Raw genomic sequence first — 23,288 nt, forward strand, 5'->3', positions numbered from 1 at the left:
ACCCGCACGCCCCGCCACCCGGCAAGCTGGACCCATGAGCCACTCCGTCGGACAGGTCGCCAGGATCGCCCGCATCACCGTACGCACCCTGCACCACTACGACGAGATCGGCCTGCTCACCCCCAGCGAACGCACCCACGCCGGCTACCGCCGCTACACCGACGACGACCTCACCCGCCTGCAGCAGATCCTCCTCTACCGCGAACTCGGCTTCCCCCTCGACGAGATCGCCGTCATCCTCGACGCGCCCCACACCGACGAGCTCACCCACCTGCGCCGCCAGCACGAACTCCTCACCCGCAAGGCCGAGCACCTGCACGAGGTCATCGAAGCCGTCGAACGCGCCATCCACGCCCGCCAGGCCGGCATCGCCCTCACCCCGGAAGAACGCTTCGAGATCTTCGGCCACTTCCGACCCGAGGACCACGACGCCGAGGTCGAACGCCGTTGGGGACACACCCCCCAGTACGAGCAGAGCCGCGAGCGCGTCGCCTCCTACACCAAGGCCGACTGGCTCCAGCTCAAAGCCGAGACCGAGGCCATCAACGACGACTTCGTCGCCGCCTGCAAGGCCGGCCTGCCCGCCGACGGCCCCCACGTCATGGACCTGGCCGAACGCCACCGCGGCCACATGAACCGCTGGTTCTACGACTGCGACCACGAGCTGCACGCCTGCATCGGCGACCTGTACGCCGAGGACAGCCGCTTCATCGAGACCTTCGACGCCCTCCACCCCGGTCTCGCCGCGTATCTCGGCCAGGCCTTCCGCGCCAACGCCCGCCGCGCCGCCACGCCCTGACCCCGCTACATGCACTTGCGGGCATATAGCCGGTCGAGTATATTCACCGCCATGCCCTTCGACGTGCTAGCCGAACCCGCACGACGCCACATCCTCGACCTCCTCCTCCAACGCCCCCACCAAGTCAACGAACTCACCCACCACCTCGGCCTCACCCAACCCGGCACCTCCAAACACCTGCGCGCCCTCCGCCAAGCCGGCCTCGTCACCGTCCGCAAAGACGCCCAACGCCGCTGGTACGAACTCCGCCCCCAGCCCCTCGCCGAAATCGACGCCTGGCTCACCCCCTACCGCCGCCTCTGGAACACCACCCTCGACCGCCTCGAAACCCACCTCGACACCATGCACGACCACCCGGAAGACCACACCCCATGAACGAGACCCTCACCCTCCACCCCGACGGCCGCACCACCCTCCAACTCCAGCGCCGCCTCCCCCACCCACCCCACAAGGTCTGGCGCGCCATCACCACCCCCGAACACCTCTCCGCCTGGTTCCCCGCCGACGTCACCATCGACGGCGACCGCATCACCTACGGCTTCGGCCCCGACGGCCGCATCACCGAAAACGACCCACCCCGCACCTTCGCCCACACCTGGGGCGACGACGAACTCCGCTGGCACCTCCAGCCCGACGGCCAAGCCACCCTGCTCACCTTCACCCACACCTTCACCGACCGCCACGGCGCCGCCAGCTTCGCCGCAGGCTGGCACACCTGCATCAAGGCCATGCTCGCCCACCTCGACGGCCGCCCCACCCGCCTGCCGCAAACCCCCGACCCCGCCACGTCCGCACGCCTGCACGAGGACTACATCGCCATCCTCGGCCTGCCCGCCACCACCCTCCACACCACCGCCGACGGCCGCGCCGGCGTCCGCGTCGAACGCCAGCTCACCCGCCCCGCCCAAGACGTCTGGCAACTCCTCGGCGGCGCCGCCGCGCGGCCCGGCAGCCCGCCTCCCGAGGCGTTCACCGTCCCCGGCCTCAAAGCCGGACCTGTCACCCGCGCCGAGACCGCCGAGTTGCTCGCGTACGACACTCCGGAGGGCGGCGTGCGCTGGGAGTTCACCGAGGGCACCGGGCAGGGCCCCCGCCTCATCGTCACCCACACCGGCGACACGGCCTTCTTCGACGCCTGGCGCGTCCGCGTCGAAGATCTGGCGGCTTCCCTCGTCGAGCAGGGCTTTTGAATAATGGGGTCGATGTGTTCTGCATCGACCCTCGGCCTTTACGCTGTAGATCACTACATGGTGAGGCCCAGCGCGGCCGCCGTCACCGCCCGCGCCCGCTCCGGCGCCACCAGCAGATCCGTCGAATCCGTCAGCTGATCCACACACCCCAGCAGCGGCAACCCGGCCACCGCCGCATCCCCCACCGCCGCCATCAGCGCCCCCGCGAACCGCTCCCCGTCGATCACCCGGAACGGCCGCTCGAAAAACGGCCGCACCCGATCGTCCAGCCGCTCGGCCAGCCCCGCCCGGTTCTGCCAGCCCGCCACCCGCGCGTACGCGGCCGACAGCCCCTCCTCCCGATCCCGCCACGACCGCGCCGCCATCGCCGACCCCAGCGACTCGGCCAGCTCCGCCGAGCCCGGCATCCGCGCCAGCGCGCTGCCCAGCCATTTCGCGTACGGCGGATAGCGGCGGCGCAGCAGCAACGCCAGCCGCATCACCTCCCGCGCCAGCCGTGCCCCCACCACGGCCGAGCCCAGCTCGTCACCCACCTCCGCGCACCGGCCGGGGAACGGCTCCTCCTGCCAGATCCGGCGCCACTGACAGGCCAGCACATACCGCCACACGTCCTGCGGATACCAGCGCAACGCCGCCCTGGCCGCCTCCAGCCCCGGCTCCCCCAGCCCGTCGCAGAACACCTCGCCCCGCGTCACCTCCGCCAGGCGCTGCCACGGCACCGACAGCCAGTCCAGCAGGCTCACCCCCTCGCGCGGATCGAAACCGAGCCGCCCGCGCAGCCACCCGCCCAGCTCCGTCACCGTCACCCCGGGCCGCACCGCGCCGTGGTAGCCGAACACGGTGGGGTAGCCGGCGAAGCGTTCCGGCAGCCCCGCCACCACCTTCGCCTCCACCTCGGCCACCCGCTCCCCCGGCACGAACAGCAGCACCCTGGGGCCCCAGTCATGGTCGGCCGAACGCGCCGTGTCGAACTCCAGCACCTCCGAGCCGGGCCCGATCAGCGCCGCCCCGTGCGCGACCCCCGTCAGCAGAGGGGCCACCACTTCGCCGTAGAAGGCGCGCGACAACTCGATACCAGGTACAAAATCGGACATCACTCCGCCAACTTTGCACCAGCGCTTCCGGAACCACATCCGGTTTTTCCGCCGGCCCCCGGGACCGCCGCCCGGGCACCGTGACCAGGCACGGCCAGGGCCTGGTTGGGGCCTGATCGAGGCGCGGCCGGGGCGCGGTGAGTCGTGGCCAGTACGAGCGGTCAGGGGGCGACCTGCGCGGCCATCACCGGCCGCCGCCGGTAGCCGATCCGCTCGTACACGCCGATCGCCGCGGCGTTGACGTCGTCCACCATCAGCGCGGCCCGCCCGTACGCCACCACCAGCTCCCGCGACACCCACCGGCACACCCGCTCGGCCAGCCCCCGCCCCCGGAACGCCGAAGCGGTCGCCACGCCGGCCAGCAGGCCCACCGTCGGGGCCGACCACGCGTCGGCCGCCACGGCGGCGAGCGCGCCGTCCACGCGCACGCCCGCCCACCGGCTCACCCCCGCCGCTCCGGGAACGGCGTAGGAGTGCGGCGCCGCGGCCGCCAGCAACGCCGCGACCTCAGCCTCCGTCTCCAGCCAGCCCACGCCGTCGCCCGCGATAGGAACGAGGGCCGGGGCGGCGGCTGGGGCGGTGGGCAGGCTCATCCATGAGAACCTGCCGGCCTCATCCACCCCGTCCAGCTTCGCCGTCACGGCGCCCATCAGCTCCACCTCCCCCAGCGGCCGGTACGAAGGCCCCAGCTCGCCCAGCGCGTGCCGTACCAGCTCCACCGCGCACGCGGCGTCACCCCACACCGCCAGCCGGTCACGCCGCGAGATCTCCGGGCTGCCCGCCACGACCGCGTCACCCAGCGCCCAGGCCCGGCCCGCGCCGGTCAGGCCCTGCGCCGCCCACATCACCAGGTCGTCGTCATCGCACGCCGAGCTGAGCTCGCGGACCGAGCGCAGCTCGGTGATCACAGGATCGCGCCGGGACGGTACGCGGCCGCCTCCGGGTGCGCCGCCACGACCTCGCCCACAGCCCGCGAGACCGCCTCCACCTGATCGGCCGCCGCCCCCGTGAACGACACCCGGTCGGCCAGCAGCTCCTCCAGCCGCTCCCGGTCCAGTGGGAACCGCTCATCGGCGCCCAGGCGGTCCAGCAGCTCGTTGGCCGCCCCGCGCGAACGCATCGCCAGCGCCGCCCCCACCGCGTGCTCCTTGATCAGCTCGTGCGCCTGCTCGCGGCCCACCCCGGCCCGCACCGCCGCCATCAGCATCTTCGTCGTGCCCAGGAACGGCAGGTAGCGGCTGAGCTCGGCGGCGATCACCGCCGGGAACGCCCCGAACTCCTCCAGCACCGTCAGCATCGTCTCCACCAGCCCGTCGAAGGCGAAGAACGCGTCCGGCAGCGCCACCCGGCGCACCACCGAGCAGGACACGTCGCCCTCGTTCCACTGGTCGCCGGCCAGCTCGCCGACCATGGAGGCGTAACCACGCAGCACCACGGCCAGGCCGTTGACCCGCTCGCAGGAGCGGGTGTTCATCTTGTGCGGCATCGCCGAGGAGCCGACCTGCCCCTCCTTGAAGCCCTCCGTCACCAGCTCCTGGCCGGCCATCAGCCGGATCGTCTTGGCCAGCGACGACGGCGCCGCCGCCAGCTGCACCAGCGCGGTGACGACCTCGAAGTCCAGCGAACGCGGATAGACCTGCCCCACGCTGGTGAAGCGGTGCTCGAACCCCAGATGGGCGGCCACCCGCCCCTCCAGCTCGGCCAGCTTGCCACGGTCGCCGCCGAGCAGGTCGAGCATGTCCTGGGCGGTGCCGACCGGGCCCTTGATGCCGCGCAGCGGGTAGCGGGCGATGAGCTCCTCCAGCCGCCGGTAGGCGACCAGCAGCTCGTCGGCCGCCGTGGCGAACCGCTTGCCCAGCGTCGTGGCCTGCGCCGCCACGTTGTGCGAACGGCCCGCGATCACCGTCGCCTCATGCTCCTCGGCCAGCGCCGCCAGCCGGGCCAGCAGCGCCACCACCCGGTCGCGCACCAGCAGCAGGCTGTCGCGCACCTGCAGCTGCTCCACGTTCTCGGTCAGGTCACGCGAGGTCATGCCCTTGTGCACCTGCTCGTAGCCGGCCAGCGCGTTGAACTCCTCGATGCGGGCCTTCACGTCGTGCCGGGTGACGCGCTCGCGCTCGGCGATGGAGTCGAGGTCGACCTGCTCGACCACCTTCTCGTACGCGGCCGGCGCGCCCTCGGGCACCGCGACCCCCAGCTCGGCCTGCGCCCGCAGCACCGCCAGCCACAACCGCCGCTCAGCGATGATCTTGTATTCGGGCGACCACAGGCGGGCCAGCTCCGCCGAGGCGTAGCGGCCGGCCAGGACATTCGGGATACGCGGCTTCGACGTCACGTCGCACAAGTGTATTCACCCCGCCCGGCCACCGGATCAGCGGCCACGGGCACGAGCAGCCAACCCGCTCCCGCCCGCGCGACCGGCCCACCGGCCCGCTGGAAGGGCCGCCACCTCAAGGGCCGCGAGACCTACGACGAAGAGCGCGCGGCCTGATCCGCCGGCCTCCAGCCTCGTTGCGGTGTTTGTGTGATCGTTGATTGTTTGGCCGACAACAGGCCTGCGCCTTTACAATGTAGATTTATGACCAAGGCAACCCGTTCATCCGGGACGACCGCGACCGGACCTCCCGCGCCGTGACCGTCGCGGATCTCGCCGGACGCCGGGAGCCACGCCTCGCGGCCGCCGCCATCACCCTGCTCCTCTCCCTCGGCACCTTCGACCAGCTGAAGACACCCGCCCTGCCCGCCCCCGCCGGAGCCGCCACCTCGGCCGAGGAGATCGCCGATCGGCTGCGCGCACAGCTCGACGACGACCCCACCCGCGCCCCCTACGTCACCGCTGCGGCCGCTCCCCTCCTGGCCTCGTGCCCGCCGCAAAGCGGCGAGGCCCGGATGCCGCCCGGCGGCGTTCCCGCCTACAGCGGCGAGCTGCTGCCCCCGGAGATGGACGAGCCGCTGAGGGTCCGCTTCTGGATCACCTCCCCCGAGAGGGCGGCGGACGCGGTCACCGCGGCCCGCCCCGGCGCCGGGGAGTGCGACCGTCCCGGCCACCAGACGCTCAAGGAGGTGGCGGGCTACGACCGGCTGGGCTGGCGCGGCGTGCGGACCCTGGTCACGACGGACACCTGGACGGACGACGATTCCCGGGGCGCCGTGGCGACGATCGTGGCCGCGCGCGGCGGGCTGCTGGCGGAGGTGACGTGGGCCTGGCCGTTCGAGGCGGGCGGCGAGCCCGGCCGGCACGCCCTGCTCCAGGGCACCGCGTCGGCCGCGTCCGCGCTGGCAGCCGCCGGCGGCGACCCCTCCAGACCCGCGCCCGTCGCCTCCACCGCCATGACCATGCGGTCGGCGTCGGCCAGGATGGCCGCGGCCCTGCCCCCTGCCTCCTCCTACGGCAAGGACATGGCGTCCTGGCCGACCCCGGGAAGCGGGCCGCGTTCACATGAACTGGTCTGCGGGGACCCCTCTCGTGAGGAGAACGCCTACGCCGGCGCTCCGGCCGTCACCCGTCGCCTGATCGGCGACGTCTCGGTCCACGAGGCGGTGCTGTTCCTGCCGGACGAGCGCAGCGCCGAACGGGCCCTGAGGAAACCGCTCAGCTGGGACGGCTCATGCTCCTTCGACGAGGACGGGCAGTCCTACAGCATCCAGCCCCGGCTCGACCCCTTCACCAGCGGCCCGTGGACGGGACAGATCAGAACGTTCGCCGTACAGCACCCCGAACCGCCGCCCAGGCCCAAGGGCGCCGTCCGCCGCTCGACGGCTCATGTCGCGGTGGGTGTGCGCCATGGCACGACCATGGTCTACCTGCGCTGGCAGGGACCCGCCGGCACGGACCCGGCCGCCGCCCTGCGTACCGGCCGCACCGCCCTCATGAGCACCCTCGGCCGGCTGCCCGCCGACGGGTGAGACAACAGGCGCGCCACGGCGGGCGACGATCGGTGTCGTCGCCCGCCGGAGCGTCACTTCCCTGGCGTCGTCACGCGGGCTGGCCGGCCAGCTTCTCCTGGCCCGCCTCGCCGGCGCTCTCCCCCTCCGCACGCCCGGAAGCGTGCCGCGAGCCCCCACGCTCCCGGGTCACCACCACGTACAGCGTCGGCACCAGCACCAGGGTCAGCAGCGTCGAGGAGATCAGGCCGCCGATCACCACGATCGCCAGCGGCTGCGAGATGAACCCGCCGGACCCCGTCACCCCCAGCGCCATCGGCGTCAGCGCGCAGATCGTGGCCACCGCCGTCATCAGGATCGGCCGCAGCCGGCGCCGGCCGCCCTCGATCACCGCCTGCACCACGCCCATGCCCTGCTCGCGGTACTGGTTGATCAGGTCGATCAGCACGATCGCGTTCGTCACCACGATGCCGATCAGCATCAGCATGCCGATCAGCGCCGGCACGCCCAGCGCCGTGTCCGTCGCCACCAGCAGCCCGATCGCGCCTGTGGCCGCGAACGGGATCGACACCAGCAGGATCACCGGCTGGATGAAGCTGCGGAACGTCGCCACCATGATCATGAACACGATCGCGATGGCCACCAGCATCGCCAGCCCCAGGTCGGCGAACGCGTCCGCCTGGTCGGCCGACACCCCGCCGATCTCGTAGGAGGCGCCCGCCTGCAGCTGCAGGCCGTCCAGCTTCGTCGTCAGCGCCTGCGTCAGCGTGCCCAGGTCGCCGGAGTCCTCCGCCTTGGCCGACACCGTCGCGGAACGCTCCCCGTCGATCCTGGTCACCTGCGTCGGCCCGGCCACCTCGCGCACGTCGGCCACCGACGACAGCTTCACCAGCCCGGCCGCCGTGGGCAGCTTCAGGTTCCCGATCGCCTTCAGGTCGTCCGGCGCGTCGGCGCCGCGCAGTACCAGGTCACTCGTACGGCCGTCCAGGACGATCTGGCCCAGCGGCGCGCCGCGGAACGCCTGCGCCACCGCCTGCCCGACCTGCGCCTCCGACAGGCCGCGCTCGGCGGCCTCCTCCCGGTCCACCACGACCTCGACGCGGGGCGCGCTGGTCTCCAGGTTCGACGACAGGTCGCGCAGGCCGGACACCTCGCCCATCGCCCGCTTCACCTCGTCCGTCGCGGCGCGCAGCGCCTCGGTGTCGGGCGCGCGCACGATCACGTCGATCGAGTCGGAGGCGAACCCGCCCCCGCCGCCGCCACCACCGCCGATGGTGACCTCGCCGACCCCGGACAGGCCGTCGATCGCCGTACGGAGCTCCTTCTCGATCGTGGCGGTGTCGGAGTCCTCCACCAGCGTCACCGAGTAGGAGGCCCGGTCGGCGCCGCCGCCGGTGCCGCCCATCATGGCGTTGCCGCCACCCACGTTCACCTGGTACGTCTCGACGCCGTCCTGCGCGCCCAGCACCGCCTCGACCTTCTTGGCCGCCTCGTCCGTCGTCGCCAGGTCCGTGCCGACCGGCATCCGCTGCGACAGCGACAGCGTGTTCTGCCCGGAGGAGTCGAGGAAGTTCGTCTGCAGCCCGCCGGCCAGCCCCATCGTGGCGACGAACACCGCCACCCCGATGAGGATCGTCACCAGCTTGAACTTGGTGGCGAAACGCAGCACCGGCAGGTAGGCCCGCTGCAGCGGCGAGCGCAGCTCCTTGGCCTCGGCCTCCTCACGCTGCTTGCGCGCCTGCTCCGGCGTCAGGTCCGGCGTCCGCAGGAACCAGTACGCCAGCACCGGCACCACCGTCAGCGACACCACCAGCGAGGCCAGCAACGCCACCGTCACCGTGATCGCGAACGGGCTGAACAGCTCGCCCACCAGGCCGCCCACCAGCGCGATCGGCGCGAACACCGCCACCGTCGTCAACGTCGAGGCCGTCACCGCCCCCGACACCTCACGCACCGCCGTCAAGATCGCCGGCAACCTGGCCTCGCCGTAGGCCAGATGGCGTTTGATGTTCTCCAGCACCACGATCGAGTCGTCCACCACCCGGCCAACCGCGATCGTCAGCGCGCCCAGCGTCAGCAGGTTCAGCGAGTAGTCGCCGGCCCACAGCACCAGCAGCGCGATCACCACCGACAGCGGGATCGACACCGCCGTCACCAGCGTCGAACGCACCGACAGCAGGAACACCAGGATGACCAGCACCGCGAACGCCAGCCCCAGCAGGCCCTCGGTGGTCAGGCTCTCGATCGACTGCTCCACGTACGGGGCCTGGTCGAACACCACCGACACCGCCGTGTCCGAGGAGTCGCCCAGCGCCTTGGTCAGGTCGGGCAGCTTCTCGGCGATGGCGTGCGAGATCGCCACCGCGTTGCCGTCGGGCACCATCGTCACCGACACGCCCAGGCTCGTCTTGCCGTCGGTGCGGGTGATGGCCGTCGCGGCCTCAAGACCGCGCGTGATCTTCGCCACGTCGCCCAGTTTGACCGGCTTGAGCGGCTTCGGCTTGGGGGGCGCGACCGGCTGCTGCGCCGTCTGGCCCTGCCCCGGCCTGCCCGCCTGAGCCTGAGCCTGCTGCGCTTGCTGAGCCTGAGCTTGGGCTTGGGCCTGCTGCTGTTGTTGCTGCTGTTGCGCGGCCGAGGGCTGGGCGGGCGTCAGATACAGGTCCTTCAGCTTGCGTACCGAGTCGACCCGCGAGCCCACCTGCACCGTCAGCGACTTCTCGCCCGAGATCAGCGTGCCCGCCGGGATCGGCGTGCCGTTCGCCTTCAGTACGTCTGGGATCTGCGCCGCCGACACCCCCGCCAGCGCCATCTTCTTCGTGTCCGGCTCGATGGTGACGACCTCGTCACGGGTGCCCGTGACCGTCGCCTCCCGCACGCCCTCCACGCTCTGCAGCTCCGGCACCACGATCCGGCGCAGCTTGTCGGCCATCGCCCGCTCGTCGCCGCCGTCGCCGACCGCCAGCACCAGCACCGGGATGTCGTCGGTGCTGCCCGCCACGACCTGCGGATCCACCCCGTCCGGCAGCCGCACCCTGCTGATCGCCTGCTGCATCTTGTTCAGCGACGACTCGATGTCGGTGCCGTACTCGAAGGCCACCTGGATCTGTGCCAGGCCCTCCTTCGAGGTCGACGTCATCTGCTCCATCCCGGTCAGTCCCTGGAAGGAGTCCTCGATCGGAGCGGTAACCTGATCTTCGACGATCTCCGGTGACGCACCCGGGAACGGCGCGATCACGAACGCGCCGGGAAACGACAGCGACGGCAGCAACTGCTGTTTGAGCTGCGGGATCGTGAACGCGCCGAACGCGGTCAGCACGATCGCCACCAAGATGACAAGGCTGCGGTTGAGCAGGCTCAGCCGGGCGAATGCGGTCATACTCCCCCTCCAAGAGTTCGCCCCACACTAACACTTCGCCTTGAACGAATATTTAGACGGACCGAGCTTTCCTGATAACCTTCTCAGGAAGCGAGAGGTGAGTGTGAGCAACGAACGCGAAGAGCTGATCAGCCGGATCGCCCAGACCCAGCGTGGCCTGGGCAGGCTGTTCGCCCAGCACCAATCCCCCCTGTTCAGCTCCAACCTCACCATGAGGCAGCTCAAGGTCATCCTGATCCTGTCCACCACCGGCTCCGCCTCCGGCCAGGACCTGGCCCACAACCTCGGCGTCGGCCTCGGCACCGTCACCGGCATCGTCGACCGCCTCGTCGCCCACGGCCTCGTCGGCCGGCACGAGGACCCCCATGACCGCCGCGTACGCCGCGTCCAGCTCACCCCCGCCGGCACCAAGCTGATCGAGGACATCAACAACAGCGGCGCCCAGCACTACCGGCGCATCATGGAGCACCTCGACACCGAGACCCTGCGCGCCCTCGACCGCGTCACCCGGACGATCCGCGACGTGGCCGAGAAGCTCGCCCACGAGGGCGACGCCTGACCCTTCCCGCCTCGCTGCCAAGGGTTTTTTGCTGGGCGGCTGGCCTTGAACCGGCCCACCGCCTTTACATTGTAGATTTCTACGCCAGGCGGGACAGCACCGGCGGCAGCTCGCCCTCGTGCACCACCGTCAGCCGCCGCGTCGCCCGCGTCACCGCCACGTACAGGTCCTGGCCGCCCATCGGCGACTGCCCCAGGATCCCCGCCGGGTCGACCACCACCACCGCGTCGAACTCCAGCCCCTTGGCCTGCGTCACCGTCAGCACCACCACCGGCGCGTCCAGGTCCCCTCGCGGGAACAGCGCGGCCACCTCGGCGTGCCGCGCGTCCGGCGTCACCACGCCCAACCGGCCCTCCCCGGCCCCGGCGCCGGAGCCACCCCCAGTCCCGGTCCCGGTCCCGGTTCCGATCCCGGTCTCGCCGTCCGTGCCGAGTTCGGCCCGGAGTTCGGCCAGCTCGGCCGCCACCAGCTCCGGCAGCCCGGACACCGGCATGCGGACCGCCCGCGGCTCCGCGCCGCCCTCGCGTACCGACTCCGGCGGCTCCTGCCCGGGCGCGTACGCGCGCAGCACGTCCGCCGCCACCCGCATGATCTCCACCGGCGTGCGGTAGTTGACCAGCAGCCGCTCCTCGCGCCAGCGCCCTTCCAGGTACGGGTCCAGCACTTCCGCCCACGTGTGCGCCCCCGCCGCCGAGCCCGTCTGGGCCAGGTCGCCCACCACGGTCAGCGACTTGGCCGGCACCCGCCTCATGATCATCCGCCAGGCCATCGGCGACAGCTCCTGCGCCTCGTCCACGATCACGTGCCCGTAGGCCCAGCTACGGTCGGCCGCCGCCCGGTCGGCGGTGGTCAGGCCGGTGCCGTCGTCGGCGTGCCGCTCGGCCAGGACGTCGGCCCGGTCGAGGACGCCCGCCTCGGCCACGCCCGTCGTGGTCAGCACCTCGCTCGCGTACAGCAGCTCCTCGGCCTGCTCCCGCTCCGCCCGCCTGGCCGCCACCCGCAGCGCCGAGTCGTCCTCGCCGAGCAGCTCGGCCGCCTCGTCCAGCAGCGGCACGTCCCCGTCCGTCCACTCCGCCTCCGGCGGGCGCGTCAGCAGGTGCCAGTCCAGGCCGGGCGGGCAGGCCGCCCACAACGTCTCCGGCGAGGAGAGCAGCTCCGCCACCAGCCGCTGCGGCGTCAGCTCCGGCCACAGCTCATCCAGCGCCCGGCGCACCTCCGGCTCGCCCCACAGCCGCGCCGAGGCCAGCTCCACGTCCAGCTCGTCGAGATCGCCCTCCAGGTCCAGCGGCTCGCTCAGCTCGGGCTCGCCCTCGATCACCAGCTCCTCGATGTGCAGCGACTCCTCCAGCGCCCGCGCCTCGGCCCTGGCCAGCTCCTTGAGCAGCTCGGTGACGAACAGCTTGCGCGCCATGTTGTGCGGCAGCCGTACCGCGCGCGCCCGCTCGCGCAGCCGGGCGCACGTCTCGTGCGGCACCCGCAGGCGCAGGCCGTCGAGCTCCACCACCAGCTCGCCGGACGGCACCCGCTGACGCAGCCGCACCGCCTCGGCCACCACCTCGGCCATGCGCGGATCACCCTTGACCACCGCCGCCTGCGGTGTGTCGGCCGCCGTCGCGCGCACGCCGGGGAACATCTCGCCGACCGTGGTCATCACCACCTGCGTCTCGCCCAGCGCGGGCAGCACCTGGCCGATGTAGCGCAGGAACATCGGGTTGGGGCCCACGACCAGCACCCCGCGCCGTTCGAGGGTGTCGCGGTGGGTGTAGAGCAGGTACGCCGCCCGGTGCAGCGCCGCCACCGTCTTACCGGTGCCCGGCCCGCCCTGCACCACCAGCGCCCCCTGCAGCCCGGCCCTGATCACCCGGTCCTGCTCGGTCTGGATGGTGGCCACCACGTCGCCCATCCGGCCGGTGCGGCCCCTGCGCAGCGCGGCCAGCAGCGCCGCCTCGCCCACCAGCGTGCGGCGATCCCCCTCGCTCATCCGCTCCAGGTCGAACACCTCGTCGTCGATCCCGACCACGACCCGGTCCTTCAGGTGCAGGTGGCGGCGCCGTACCAGGCCGCCGGGATCGGTCGCGGTGGCCACGTAGAACGGCCGCGCCGCCGGCGCCCGCCAGTCGATCAGCACCGACTCGTGCCGCTCGTCGCGCAGGCCGATCCTGCCGATGTACGTGCGCAGGCCCGACCCGTCGTCCACGCGGCCGAAGCACAGTCCCCGCTCGACCGCGTTCAGCTGCGCCAGCCGCCGCGCCTGCTCCGAGGCCAGCGCCTCGCGCTCCACCATCGCCTGGCGTGTTCCCGCGCCGGCGCCCCTGGCGTACACCTCGCGCAGCATCGCCTCGGCGCGCTGCCTGGCGACGTCGAGCAGGTCGTAGAGCCACGCCACAGTGCGCTGCTCGCTGTCAAGGGCTTGCGCAAGACCATCTTGACGATTAGTCATTCCCTGGTATACTCCTAACAGGAGGTCTGTGAACGGCTCGCTTGCAGACATGCAATGTTCGAGCTTAGCGCCGCGCCACAGGCCCGCGCAATCCCTTCTCCGCACCCGCGTGACGTCACCGCGGGCAGCCGCGTGCCGATCGCGACCTTTCAGAGCGCCAGCACGGCCATGAAAGCCATGCTGGCCGCCATTCCGGCCGAGCACAGCTCCAGGCCCAGCCTCTGACGCCGCCCCTGACCCTGCTCCTGGTGGCGCCCGTCCCGTTCCGGCAGGATCCGGACGAGACGGGCGCAGGTCCAGAGCACCCCGATCACCACCGCCACCCCCGCCGCCGAGCCGCCCCCATGCGCGTGCCCGGCCCCCACGTGATCGGATCCCCCTGTCGCCGTCAGCACCAGCAGGACCGACATCACCACGAAGTCGTGGATGTGATGACCGGACTCCGCCCGCCGGGACGGCGAACCGCAGAGCCAACCGGCGGCCAGCAGCGCGAGCACCGCGACGACCACGAACCCCGCGTGCCCGGCCGCCATGCCCAGCGCCATGACGACGTGCGGCCACCTCCCGCCGGAACGCGCCGGCGGCAGCAGCGCCGGGACCAGGGCCAGCGCGCAGCCGGCCGACACCGCCGCCACGTGCAGCAGCTGCATCACGGGCCTCCTCACCGTTCGCGGTCCCGGCTGAACAGACCCCCGGCCCGGCCGGAACTCATCGCTCAGGACGGCATCGCTCAGGACGGCTCTGTGGGCGAAAACTCGGCCCTGAGCGAGGAGACAGGCATAGGCTGCCTGATCGAACACGTGTACTGACGGCGAACGGGTTGGAGAAGACCATGGCGACTGTCGCTCTCTTTCATCACGCACTGGGGCTGACCCCGGGCGTCACCGTGTTCGCCGACGACCTGCGCCGGGCCGGGCACACCGTCCACACGCCCGACCTGTTCGAGGGCCGCACCTTCGGCGGCCTCGAGGAGGGCATGGCCTACGTCCAGGACATCGGCTTCGGCACCGTGATCGATCGGGGCACCCGGGCGGCCGGTGACCTGCCCGCCGAACTGGTCTACGCCGGTTTCTCCATCGGGGTGCTCAGCGCGCAGAAACTGGCCCAGACCCGGCCCGGCGCGCGGGGCGCGCTGCTGTACTACGCCTGCGTGCCGCTGTCGGAGTTCGGCGACGCCTGGCCCGGCGGGGTGCCGGTCCAGGTGCACGGCATGGACGCCGACCCCTTCTTCGCCGGCGAGGGCGACCTCGGCTTCGCCCGGCAGGTGGTCGAGTCGGCCGGGCAGGGCGAGCTGTTCCTCTACCCCGGCGACCAGCACTACTTCGCCGACCCCACCCTGCCCTCCTACGACCCGGACGCCGCCACGTTGCTGCTGTCTCGCACGCTGGCCTTCCTCGACGCCCTCTCCTGACGCGCCGCCGGCGAACCTACGTGCGGCGGAACAGCGCCGACAACAGGAACGCCTGGCCGAACAGCGGGGCGTCGCGCGGCTGCTCCGTCATCGGGCGCAGCTCCACCTCCGTGTAGCCGGAGAAGATCCGGCGCAACTCCTGCGGCGTGTAGGCCAGCCCTCCGTGCAGGCGGCCGTCTCGGTAGAAGTCCTCGTCGGGCTGCTCGGAGCCCATGCGGCCGGCCGCGAAGCACGTCAGCCCCAGGTGGCCGCCGGGCGCGAGCACCCGTTCCAGCAGAGCGAGGTAACTCACCCGGCGGTGCGGCGGCAGGTGGTGCAGGCAGCCGGAGTCGTACACCAGGTCGTACGGCCCCGCCGGCGCCGAGGTGAAGGCGTCCCCGCACACGAAACGCACCTCGGCCCCCGCCTCGCGAGCCCGCTCCCACCCCCACTCCACGGCCGTGGGCGACAGGTCCACCGCGTCCACCTCGAACCCGAGCAAGGCCAGGTAGACGGCGTTGCGTCCCGGGCCGCAGCCCAGGTCCAGAGCGCGGCCGGGCACCAGCAGCCCTCTGTCCACGTACGAGGCCAGGCTCTCGTCCGGCCCGCCCGTGAAGAACGGCACCTGCCTGGAGCGGTCGGCGTAGAACTCGTCCCACCAGCCGGACGCCTGCTCCGTCCACCGGTCGGCGCCGGCGGCGAACATCCGGTCCAGCAGCTCCATGACGTCGTCGATCGTACGGATGGTGCGATTCACCCGGGACCTCCAAGGAAGGGGGCCGCCCCGCGCGGCCAGACCCGTCGATCTTAGGCCGCCACGGCCCGCGTACGCCCTGGTCAAAGGCCGTTTCCACACCCTCCCGCAAGGCGCTGAACGGGGGCCGGGAACGCCGTGCCGCCGCCCTCCTCACTCCCCTCCGCGAGCGCGGCCGGCGTCCGGCGGCGCCGTCCTGAGCGGCGGGCGCGGGCCTTCCAGCTCCGCTCCGGCACCGGCCGGCGGCGGGCGCGGCTGTGGCCTTGCTCACACCTCGCCCACCCGCCGCGGCCGGTGCGGGCGGGTGCTAGCTTGACCGTCCATGTCCGACTATCTGCGAGAGCTGTTCTCCCTGCACGGCCGGCGCGCGCTGGTGACCGGCGGCAGTTCCGGGATCGGGTACGCCATCGCCGAGGCGATCGGGCGCGCCGGGGCCGGCGTCGTGCTGGTCGCCCGCGGACAGGCCGAACTGGACCAGGCGGTCGCCCGGCTGCGCGAGCACGGCGTCACCGCCTCCGCGATCAGCGCCGACCTCGGCGACCGCGCCGCCGTCCAGCGGGTCTGCGAGCGCGCCGGCGACATCGACATCCTGGTCAACGACGCCGGCAACAACATCCGCAAGCCCATGGCCGAGCTCACCGTGGACGACTACGAGCGCACGATCGCCGTCAACCTGACCGCCCCCTACCTGCTCGGCCAGCACTTCGGCCCGCGCATGGCCGCCCGCGGCTGGGGCCGGATCATGAACGTCGGCTCGCAGCAGTCGATCAGCGCGTTCGGCGACAGCGGCGTCTACGGGGCGTCCAAGGCGGCGCTCGCCGGGCTGACCCGATCGCAGGCAGAAGCGTGGTCGGCAAACGGGGTGTGCGTGAACACGATCATGCCGGGGTTCGTGCTGACCCCGCTGACCGAGGCCGCGCAGGCCATCCCCGGCCGGGTCGAGGTCATGGCGGCGCGGCACATGGCCGGCCGCAACGGGGTCCCGGAGGACTTCGCGGGCGCCGCCGTCTTCCTGGCCGGAAACGCCTCCGCCTTCGTCACCGGCCAGATGCTCTTCGTCGATGGAGGCTTCTCCGTCCACTGATCTTGTTCGTACGGCCGCCGAGCGCCTTTACAAAGTAGATCAGTCGCGGCGGAACTCCCGCACCCCCGCCCCCTCGCGCCAGGCGGTGATGACGAGCTCGTCCCCGGTGACCCTGGTCCACGCCACCTCGCTCAGCTCGATCCGGAACAGGTGGGACTCGGTGCCGGGCAGCCCGAACGACGCCAGCAGCTCCGCGTCGGTGATCTCCACCGCCCGGCCGGCCAGCTTCAGGTCCCCCTCCCACGAGGACGGGTCGGCCGGGTCGGGGTCGCGTGAGGTCACGTGCAGCGCCATCCGCGGATCGCGGCGCAGGTCGGCGGCCTTGACCGCGCGCGGCATGGAGCCCGTCCACAGCTCCCCGTCGCGGAAACTCGTCTCGACGCCGCTCACCCGGGGCGAGCCGTCCTTGCGCAGCGTGGCCAGCACCTTGTGCGTGTACGCGTCCATGAGGCGGCGCGCCACCGCGGCCAGCTCCGGCGCCTGCTCGCCGAACTCGTTCCATGAAGCCATGGCACCCATCATGGACGCCGCCACCGACACAAACCCCGCTACCGGACCATCGGCCGACGATCGGGGGCGACCGGCAGGCGACCGGTGACGCGCGTCCAGCGGGTGTTCAGGCGCGGCGGCGGGCGCGGTAGGCGCTGGCCTTGGCGCGGTTCTGGCAGGACAGGCCGCAGAAGCGCCGCGAGGTGTTCTTGGTGACGTCGAAGAAGACCAGCTCACACCCGTCGGCCTCGCACGAGCGCAGCCGCTCCCCCTGCCCGACCCCGATCACCATGGCCAGCGCCGTGGCCGCGTCGGCGGCCCAGGCGTCGGGCAGGCTCGCCTCGGCACTGTGGAAGGCCAGGCGCGGCGGGTCACCGTACAGGCTGGGGACGGCGCCGTGGCGGACCAGGGCCTGGTTGAGCGCGGTGATGTCGCCGGCGAAGGCGGGGTGGAGCTCGGCGGCCACGCCGGCCAGCCGATCGGCGTCGGCGTCCGTCAGCGGGCGACCGGGCGTCCAGTCGTGCGAGCGCAGCGCCTCCTCCAGTGCGGCCCGCCGGTTCTCCGGCGGGGTGACGGGACGGCCGCGGGCGCGCGTGACGTGCAGTTCGTTCACCAGGAGGACGCCGAGCTCCGCCCACCTCCCGACATAACTGTCTATTTGGGATTGACCAGTGATGCGCCAGGCCTCTATCGTCACTGGCATAGCTTACCTAGACAGTGAGGGATTGTGGTCATGAGAGCAGAGTCCAAGCTCGCCCGCCGCATGTGGCATCAGCTGGAGCCGGTGCACGCCGTGCTGTACTTCTCGCCGCAGGCGAACGACGCGGCCGCGGAGCTGGGGTACGACATGACGTCGCGCTGGCCCAGCTATTTCGCCTACCGCACCGCCCCGCTGGGCGCGGCGGGCGCGCGGCTGGCCACGGCGGCGTACTACAGCTTCAGCCCGGCGACGGTGGCCGAGCACGTGCCCGCCGTGTGGGACGTGGCCTCGCCCGAGAAGGTGCTGCGGACCCGGCTGGAGGCGATCGACCAGACCTATCGCCACCTGCTCGGCGACCGGGTGGCAGGGCCGGACGTGACCGAGGCGGCGGAGCTGGCCAGGCGGGCGGCGCAGAGCGTCACGGTGGGCGGGCGGCCGTTCGCGGCGGCCAACCTGGACCTGCCCTGGCCGGACGAGCCGCACCTGGCGCTCTGGCACGCCGCCACCGTGCTGCGCGAGCACCGCGGCGACGGCCACCTGGCGGCCCTGGCCGCGGCGGAGCTGGATCCGTGCGAGGCGCTGGTGTCGTTCGCGGCGATCGGGGCCGCGCCGGTGGCGAACTTCGCCGGGCGGGGCTGGAGCGAGCAGGAGTGGGCCGAGGCCACGGAGCGGCTGGCCGCCAGAGGGCTGGTGGACGCCGCCGGACAGGCCACCGAGCGCGGCCGTGAGCTGCGTGACCAGGTGGAGCGCATGACCGACGACCTGGCCGCCGAGCCGTGGCGGCTGCTCGGGGAGGAGCGCGCCGGGCGGCTGGCCCAGCTCGCCTCCCCGTTCCTCGGCGCGGTCTTCGAGGCCGGGCTGCTGCCGATGACCAGCACGCTGGGCATCGCGACGGTGCGGGTCCCCGACTGACGCGACCAGCGGAGACGGCCACACGTCATCGGCCACGCCGGGAGGCTAGCGGCGGCCGTACTTCTTGTGCACCGCCTGTTTGCTCACGCCGATCGCGTCGGCGATCTGCGCCCAGGCGAGCCCGGCCACCCGGGCGCGCCTGACCTGGACCGCCTCCAGCCGCTCGATCTCGCGGCGCAGCGCGGTGGCGGCGCGCAGGGCCAGCAGCGGATCGTCGTCCTGCGTCTGCCTCACGAGGGTCGCCAGGTCGTCCGTCATGTTCTAAAGGTAGTCCAGCAGCAGCCGGTTGATCTCCTCAGGACGTTCCAGGCTCGGCAGGTGACCGGCCCACGGCAGCTCCAGCAGCCGCCCCGCGGGCAGCTCACCGGCCACCTGGCGGGCGGTGGCCACGAAGTACGGCAGCTCGTGCCCCCCGGTCACGACCAGGGCGGGCACGTCCAGGTCCGGCAGCGACAGCTCCCGTTCGAACTGCTCCGGCTCGGGGTCGGCGGCCAGCTGCACCTCGAACGCGTGCCGCTGCATCGCCGCCAGCCGCAGCCGGGCCGCCTCGTCCGCCTCGGGGCCCAGCAGGGTGCGCACGTTGAGCTCGGTGGCCTCCTCCACCTGACCGCGCTCCAGCAGGCGCGCCTCCTCGTCCCAGTACGCCCGCAGATCCGGCGTGGGTTCCAGGTCGACGATGGGGTTGAGCAGCACCAGCCGCCCGGCCAGCCCGGCCGAGGCCAGCTCCAGCGCCACCCGGCCCCCGCCCGAGGAGCCGACCATGGCCGCCCGGGTGACGCCCAGCGCCGCCAGCACCCTGGCCACGTCGTCGGCGTGGTTGTAGGGGCCGTCGGCCCGGTAGGGCGTGTGCCCGTACCCGCGGAAGTCCACCTTGATCACCCGGAAGCGGTCGGCCAGCGCCTCCCACTGGGCGTCCCACATGCCGGAGGCGGCCGCCGACGAGTGCAGCAGCACCACCGGGTCGCCCGTGCCGTGTTCGGCGTGCCAGATCGTCATCGCGACTCCACCGCCATCCGCACGCCCAGCCCGATGAGCAGCACGCCGGAGATCCGCTCCAGCCTGCGCCTGACCGCGGGCCGCTCCAGGACGGCCCTGGCCCTGGCCACCGCCCAGACCAGCAGCCCGTACCAGAGCAGGTCCACCGCCACCCACACCAGGGCGAGCGTCACCAGCGTCAGCGGCACGTCGTGTCCGGCGGGGACGAACTGCGGCAGGAACGACATCGCGAACACGCCGGCCTTCGGGTTGGCCAGGCAGGTGCCGAGCCCGGCCAGGTACGGCCCGCGCCGCCCCGGCGCGACCACCGCCTCCTGCCTGGCCGGCGCCGCCTCGCGGGCCTGCCACAGCGCCTGGGCGCCCATCGCGACCAGCAGGACGGCGCCGGTCACGCGCATGACGTCGTAGGCCAGCTGCGAGGCCACGAGCAGGGCCGACAGGCCGAACGCGGCGGCCAGGCCCCACGCCAGGATCCCGGTCTCGTTGCCCAGTGTGGCGGCCAGGCCGGAGCCGCGGCCCGCGCGCAGCGTCTGGCGCAGGATGATGGCCGTGCTGACCCCGGGCACCATGGCCACCAGGACACACGCGCCCGCGAATGCGAGAAGGTACATGCGGGGATGCTGACAGACACGCGCCCGGATTTCGCCTGGTTTTCGGTGCGTGTCCCGGTGTCAGCCGTACAGCTTGGCCAGCTCGGCGACCGCCTCGCCCATGAGCGCGCGCAGCTGCGGCGGCCCCAGCACCTCCACGTCGGCGCCCATCCGCAGCAGCACCCAGCGCGCGTGCGTGATCGACTCCACCGGCACGGTCAGCGTGCGCCACCCCTCGGGGTCGGGCTCGCCGGCGGCGGCCAGCGCGGCGCCGACCACGTCGGCGCCCATCGTGAACGCCAGCAGGTCCTCCCGCCCGGGTGCCACCTTGATGACGGCCTCGGCGGTGTACATCCGCTCGCGGAACTCCTTGGCGTACGCCTGCCAGAACGAGCCCAGTTCGAACCCGTCCGGCCGGGCGAAGCGGCCGGGCAGCGTCTCCAGCGTCAGGATGCGCGCCACCCGGTAGGTGCGCGGCGAGCCGTCGGGCGGCGCCGCCACCAGGTACCAGGAGCCGCCCTTGAGCACGAGCCCGTACGGGTGGATGATCCGGTCGACCTCCTTCTGGCCCCAGCGCCGGTAGGTCATGTGCAGCGGCCGCTGCTCCCACACCGCCTCCGACACCTCGCTCAGGTGCGGCACGTCGTCGGAGGAGCGGTACCAGCCGGGCACGTCCAGCAGGAACCGCTCCCGCATCCGGGAGGCGTGCGAGCGCGGCTCGGGCGGCAGCGCGGCCAGCAGTTTCAGCTCGGCGTTGGCCGCCGGCTCCGCCCTGCCCAGCTCGGCTGCCGGGCCCGGCAGCCCGGCCAGGAACAGCGACGACGCCTCCTCGGCGGTCAGCCCGTTGAGCCGGGTGCGGTAGCCGTCGAGCAACTGGTAGCCGCCCGCCGGGCCGCGGTCGGCGTAGACCGGGACGCCGGCCGCCGACAGTGCCTCGACGTCGCGGTAGACGGTGCGTACCGACACCTCCAGCTCGGCCGCCAGCTCCGGCGCGGTCATGCGGCCGCGCGTCTGCAGCAGCAGGAGAAGCGAGAGCAGGCGGCTGGCACGCATACCCGCCATTGTATTGCGCACATTGTCCATGTTTGTATGAACAGATGGAACGTGTGCGCGCCATCATGAACACCCTGCGGACCGCCGACAGCGTGTCGGTGTCCGAGCTGGCCGCCGAGCACGGCGTGTCGGAGATGACGATCAGGCGTGACCTGGACGAGCTGGCCCAGCAGGGGGTGGTCCGCCGGGTCAGGGGCGGCGCGCTGTCGTTGCTGCTGCGCGGCGAGGAGCCGCCGTTCGGGGTGCGTGAGCGCGAGGCGGTGGAGGCCAAGCGGCGCATCGGGCAGGCGGCGGCGGAGCTGGTCGCCGACGGGGAGGCGGTGATCCTGGACGGCGGCACGACCGCGCTGGAGGTGGCCCGCGCGCTGGCCGGCCGGCGGGTGACCGTGCTGCCGCTGGCGTTGCAGGCCGTGTCGCTGCTGGCGGGCGCGCCGCGGGTGCGGGTGGTGCTGCCCGGCGGCGAGGTGCGCAAGGGCGAGCTGAACGTCACAGGCCCGCTCACCGAGAGCTCGATCAGGGCGCTGCGCTTCGACACGGCCGTGATCGGCTGCTGCGGCCTGTCGGCCGAGCACGGCCTGACCGCGCACGACCTGCCGGAGGTGGCCGTCAAGCAGGCCGCCATCGCCTCGGCGCGGCGGGTGGTCGTGGTGTGCGACTCGGGCAAGTTCGCGCGTACGGCGTTCGGCGCGGTCTGCCCGATCGGCCGGCTGGACGTGGTGGTGACCGATCCCGGCATCCCGCCGGAGGAACGCGACGCCCTGGTGGCGGCCGGCGTGACGGTCAAGGAGAGCGGGTGAGCGGCCCCCGGGTCCTCGTCCGTGAGCGGATGGCCGTCTACCTGCTGTTCTTCCTGGCCGGGGCGGCCATCGGCACGTGGACGGCGCGCATCCCGGCCATCAAGGAACGGCTGGGGCTCGGCGACGGCCAGCTGAGCCTGGCCCTGCTGGCCATCGCCGCCGGGTCGGTGCTCGGCATGACGGTGGTGGGCCGGCTGGTGGACCGCCACGGCAGCGCCCGGGTGATGATCCCGGCCGCGCTGGCCCAGGGCGTGGTCCTGGTGCTGCCGGCCCACGCCTTCGACCTGGCGTCGCTGGCGGGGGCGCTGCTGCTGTTCGGGCTCGTGCACGGGGTGCTCGACGTGTCCATGAACGCCAACGCCGTGCAGGTGGAGCGGGCTCTGGGGCGGCCGGTCATGTCGTCGTTCCACGCCGTCTTCAGCGTGGGCGGGTTCGCCGGGGCGAGCGTGGGCGGGCTGTTCGCGCACTTCGCGCTGACGGCGGCGGTCACGTTCTGGTCGGCCGGGGCGGTGATCGCGGCGCTGGCGGTCTGGGCGGCGCGGTGGGCGCTGCGGCCCGCGCCCGAGCCGGCGGACGGCGCGCGGGGGCGGGCCGGGCTGCCGAAGGGCATCGTGTTCCTGGGCGTGCTGGCGTTCTGCTGCCTGGTGGGCGAGGGGGCCGCGGCGGACTGGAGCTCGGTCTACCTGAGCGAGGACCTGGCCGCCGCGCCGGGGTTCGCCGCCGCCGGGTACGCGGCCTTCTCGATCATGATGACGGCGGGCCGGCTGGCAGGTGACCGGCTGGCCGCCCGGTTCGGGCCGGTGCCGCTGGTGCGCTGCTGCGGCCTGCTGGCGGCGGCCGGGCTGGGGCTGGCGTTGCTGGCCGGGCATCCGGTGGCGGGCGTGGCCGGGTTCGGGCTCTTCGGGGCGGGTTTGTCGTGCATCGTGCCGCAGGTGTTCGCGGCCGCCGGGCACCGGGATCCGGCCTACGCCGGGCGGTCGCTGGCGCGGGTGGCGGCGCTCGGCTACCTGGGGTTCCTGACCGGGCCGGTGCTCATCGGAGGCCTGGCCGAGCTGACGGGGCTGCCCCGGGCGCTCGCCGTTCCCGCGCTGCTGGCCGCATTCGTGGCCCTGGCCGCGACGGCGCTGCGCGTCCGCGCCGAGGAACGGGCGCCCTGAGCGATGTCCGGCGCCTCTCGACG

The 23,288-nt window shown here is 72.8% G+C and carries 23 protein-coding genes; 10 read left to right on the forward strand and 13 right to left on the reverse strand.

Translation table 11 applies throughout. The annotated features are described in order from the left end of the window. Positions 1 to 34 precede the first annotated feature (34 nt). The 3 genes from AB0C27_RS46985 to AB0C27_RS46995 are packed head-to-tail and all read left to right on the forward strand — an operon-like array spanning position 35 to position 1,989. Positions 35 to 799 (forward strand): MerR family transcriptional regulator, encoded by a 765-nt coding sequence (locus tag AB0C27_RS46985; protein WP_357859579.1) that lies wholly within the window; start codon positions 35 to 37, stop codon positions 797 to 799. Positions 800 to 850: 51 nt separating this feature from the next. Next, positions 851 to 1,174 (forward strand): metalloregulator ArsR/SmtB family transcription factor, encoded by a 324-nt coding sequence (locus tag AB0C27_RS46990; RefSeq protein WP_357859582.1) that lies wholly within the window; start codon positions 851 to 853, stop codon positions 1,172 to 1,174. Then, positions 1,171 to 1,989 carry an SRPBCC domain-containing protein gene (locus AB0C27_RS46995; protein ID WP_357859585.1) on the forward strand — a complete coding sequence of 273 codons (819 nt, stop codon included), beginning with the start codon at positions 1,171 to 1,173 and terminating at the stop codon, positions 1,987 to 1,989. Before AB0C27_RS46990 ends, AB0C27_RS46995 begins: the two co-directional genes overlap by 4 nt. A 53-nt stretch (positions 1,990 to 2,042) precedes the next feature. Here the strand turns inward: AB0C27_RS46995 and AB0C27_RS47000 are convergent, their stop codons facing one another. The 3 genes from AB0C27_RS47000 to purB all read right to left on the reverse strand — a co-directional run bounded on the left by AB0C27_RS47000 (position 2,043) and on the right by purB (position 5,418). After that, the gene (locus tag AB0C27_RS47000; RefSeq protein WP_357859589.1) at positions 2,043 to 3,083 is read right to left on the reverse strand and encodes a DUF4037 domain-containing protein; all 1,041 of its coding nucleotides are present in this window, start codon (positions 3,081 to 3,083) and stop codon (positions 2,043 to 2,045) included. A 161-nt stretch (positions 3,084 to 3,244) separates the two neighbouring features. Continuing rightward, a complete protein-coding gene (locus tag AB0C27_RS47005; protein WP_357859592.1) occupies positions 3,245 to 3,991 on the reverse strand; it encodes a GNAT family N-acetyltransferase in 747 nt (248 codons plus the stop codon). After that, positions 3,988 to 5,418, reverse strand: coding sequence for an adenylosuccinate lyase (purB, locus tag AB0C27_RS47010; protein ID WP_357859595.1), 1,431 nt, complete (start codon positions 5,416 to 5,418; stop codon positions 3,988 to 3,990). Before purB ends, AB0C27_RS47005 begins: the two co-directional genes overlap by 4 nt. A gap of 296 nt (positions 5,419 to 5,714) precedes the next feature. Here purB and AB0C27_RS47015 point away from each other — a divergent pair, with 296 nt between their 5' ends. Next, the gene (locus AB0C27_RS47015) at positions 5,715 to 6,989 is read left to right on the forward strand and encodes a hypothetical protein (RefSeq protein WP_357859598.1); all 1,275 of its coding nucleotides are present in this window, start codon (positions 5,715 to 5,717) and stop codon (positions 6,987 to 6,989) included. Between the two features lie 70 nt (positions 6,990 to 7,059). Here the strand turns inward: AB0C27_RS47015 and AB0C27_RS47020 are convergent, their stop codons facing one another. Further along, positions 7,060 to 10,344: an efflux RND transporter permease subunit gene (locus tag AB0C27_RS47020; protein ID WP_357859601.1), complete on the reverse strand. Its 3,285-nt coding sequence runs from the start codon at positions 10,342 to 10,344 to the stop codon at positions 7,060 to 7,062. 103 nt (positions 10,345 to 10,447) lie between these two features. Here AB0C27_RS47020 and AB0C27_RS47025 point away from each other — a divergent pair, with 103 nt between their 5' ends. After that, positions 10,448 to 10,903 (forward strand): MarR family transcriptional regulator, encoded by a 456-nt coding sequence (locus AB0C27_RS47025; RefSeq protein ID WP_357859604.1) that lies wholly within the window; start codon positions 10,448 to 10,450, stop codon positions 10,901 to 10,903. A 79-nt stretch (positions 10,904 to 10,982) separates the two neighbouring features. Here AB0C27_RS47025 and AB0C27_RS47030 read toward each other — a convergent pair whose 3' ends face one another. After that, the gene (locus AB0C27_RS47030; protein WP_357859607.1) at positions 10,983 to 13,343 is read right to left on the reverse strand and encodes an ATP-binding domain-containing protein; all 2,361 of its coding nucleotides are present in this window, start codon (positions 13,341 to 13,343) and stop codon (positions 10,983 to 10,985) included. A 149-nt stretch (positions 13,344 to 13,492) separates the two neighbouring features. Beyond that, positions 13,493 to 13,993 (reverse strand): hypothetical protein, encoded by a 501-nt coding sequence (locus AB0C27_RS47035; RefSeq protein ID WP_357859610.1) that lies wholly within the window; start codon positions 13,991 to 13,993, stop codon positions 13,493 to 13,495. 182 nt (positions 13,994 to 14,175) lie between these two features. On the opposite strand from AB0C27_RS47035, the gene AB0C27_RS47040 reads away from it, so the two are divergent. Next, positions 14,176 to 14,754, forward strand: coding sequence for a dienelactone hydrolase family protein (locus AB0C27_RS47040; protein WP_357859613.1), 579 nt, complete (start codon positions 14,176 to 14,178; stop codon positions 14,752 to 14,754). 16 nt (positions 14,755 to 14,770) lie between these two features. On the opposite strand, the gene AB0C27_RS47045 is transcribed toward AB0C27_RS47040, so the two are convergent. Then, positions 14,771 to 15,490 carry a class I SAM-dependent methyltransferase gene (locus AB0C27_RS47045; protein ID WP_357859616.1) on the reverse strand — a complete coding sequence of 240 codons (720 nt, stop codon included), beginning with the start codon at positions 15,488 to 15,490 and terminating at the stop codon, positions 14,771 to 14,773. 319 nt (positions 15,491 to 15,809) lie between these two features. Here AB0C27_RS47045 and AB0C27_RS47050 point away from each other — a divergent pair, with 319 nt between their 5' ends. Then, positions 15,810 to 16,571: an SDR family oxidoreductase gene (locus AB0C27_RS47050; protein WP_357859619.1), complete on the forward strand. Its 762-nt coding sequence runs from the start codon at positions 15,810 to 15,812 to the stop codon at positions 16,569 to 16,571. A gap of 39 nt (positions 16,572 to 16,610) precedes the next feature. On the opposite strand, the gene AB0C27_RS47055 is transcribed toward AB0C27_RS47050, so the two are convergent. Together AB0C27_RS47055 and AB0C27_RS47060 are read right to left on the reverse strand one after the other, a co-directional pair. Beyond that, positions 16,611 to 17,081 carry a pyridoxamine 5'-phosphate oxidase family protein gene (locus AB0C27_RS47055; protein WP_357859621.1) on the reverse strand — a complete coding sequence of 157 codons (471 nt, stop codon included), beginning with the start codon at positions 17,079 to 17,081 and terminating at the stop codon, positions 16,611 to 16,613. A gap of 106 nt (positions 17,082 to 17,187) precedes the next feature. Further along, a complete protein-coding gene (locus AB0C27_RS47060) occupies positions 17,188 to 17,757 on the reverse strand; it encodes a CGNR zinc finger domain-containing protein (RefSeq protein ID WP_357859624.1) in 570 nt (189 codons plus the stop codon). A gap of 36 nt (positions 17,758 to 17,793) precedes the next feature. On the opposite strand from AB0C27_RS47060, the gene AB0C27_RS47065 reads away from it, so the two are divergent. Then, on the forward strand, positions 17,794 to 18,672 hold the full coding sequence (locus AB0C27_RS47065) for a hypothetical protein (protein WP_357859627.1): 879 nt from the start codon (positions 17,794 to 17,796) through the stop codon (positions 18,670 to 18,672). Positions 18,673 to 18,717: 45 nt separating this feature from the next. Here AB0C27_RS47065 and AB0C27_RS47070 read toward each other — a convergent pair whose 3' ends face one another. From AB0C27_RS47070 to AB0C27_RS47085, 4 genes are read right to left on the reverse strand one after another with little or no spacing between them, the layout of a single operon-like run. Then, positions 18,718 to 18,930, reverse strand: a complete 213-nt coding sequence (locus AB0C27_RS47070; RefSeq protein WP_346101938.1) for a hypothetical protein — start codon at positions 18,928 to 18,930, stop codon at positions 18,718 to 18,720. A 3-nt stretch (positions 18,931 to 18,933) separates the two neighbouring features. Then, complete coding sequence (locus tag AB0C27_RS47075; RefSeq protein WP_357859631.1) at positions 18,934 to 19,668, reverse strand: alpha/beta hydrolase; 735 nt, start codon at positions 19,666 to 19,668, stop codon at positions 18,934 to 18,936. Beyond that, positions 19,665 to 20,279, reverse strand: coding sequence for a LysE family translocator (locus AB0C27_RS47080; RefSeq protein ID WP_357859634.1), 615 nt, complete (start codon positions 20,277 to 20,279; stop codon positions 19,665 to 19,667). The genes AB0C27_RS47075 and AB0C27_RS47080 overlap by 4 nt, the downstream gene beginning before the upstream one ends. A 60-nt stretch (positions 20,280 to 20,339) precedes the next feature. Next, positions 20,340 to 21,311 carry a WYL domain-containing protein gene (locus tag AB0C27_RS47085; RefSeq protein WP_357859636.1) on the reverse strand — a complete coding sequence of 324 codons (972 nt, stop codon included), beginning with the start codon at positions 21,309 to 21,311 and terminating at the stop codon, positions 20,340 to 20,342. 44 nt (positions 21,312 to 21,355) lie between these two features. Here AB0C27_RS47085 and AB0C27_RS47090 point away from each other — a divergent pair, with 44 nt between their 5' ends. Then, positions 21,356 to 22,108, forward strand: a complete 753-nt coding sequence (locus AB0C27_RS47090) for a DeoR/GlpR family DNA-binding transcription regulator (RefSeq protein ID WP_357859639.1) — start codon at positions 21,356 to 21,358, stop codon at positions 22,106 to 22,108. Next, positions 22,105 to 23,265: an MFS transporter gene (locus AB0C27_RS47095; protein ID WP_357859642.1), complete on the forward strand. Its 1,161-nt coding sequence runs from the start codon at positions 22,105 to 22,107 to the stop codon at positions 23,263 to 23,265. Before AB0C27_RS47090 ends, AB0C27_RS47095 begins: the two co-directional genes overlap by 4 nt. The last annotated feature ends 23 nt before the right edge of the window (positions 23,266 to 23,288 follow it).

The organism is Nonomuraea sp. NPDC048882, from assembly GCF_040649755.1.
Classification (GTDB): domain Bacteria; phylum Actinomycetota; class Actinomycetes; order Streptosporangiales; family Streptosporangiaceae; genus Nonomuraea; species Nonomuraea maheshkhaliensis.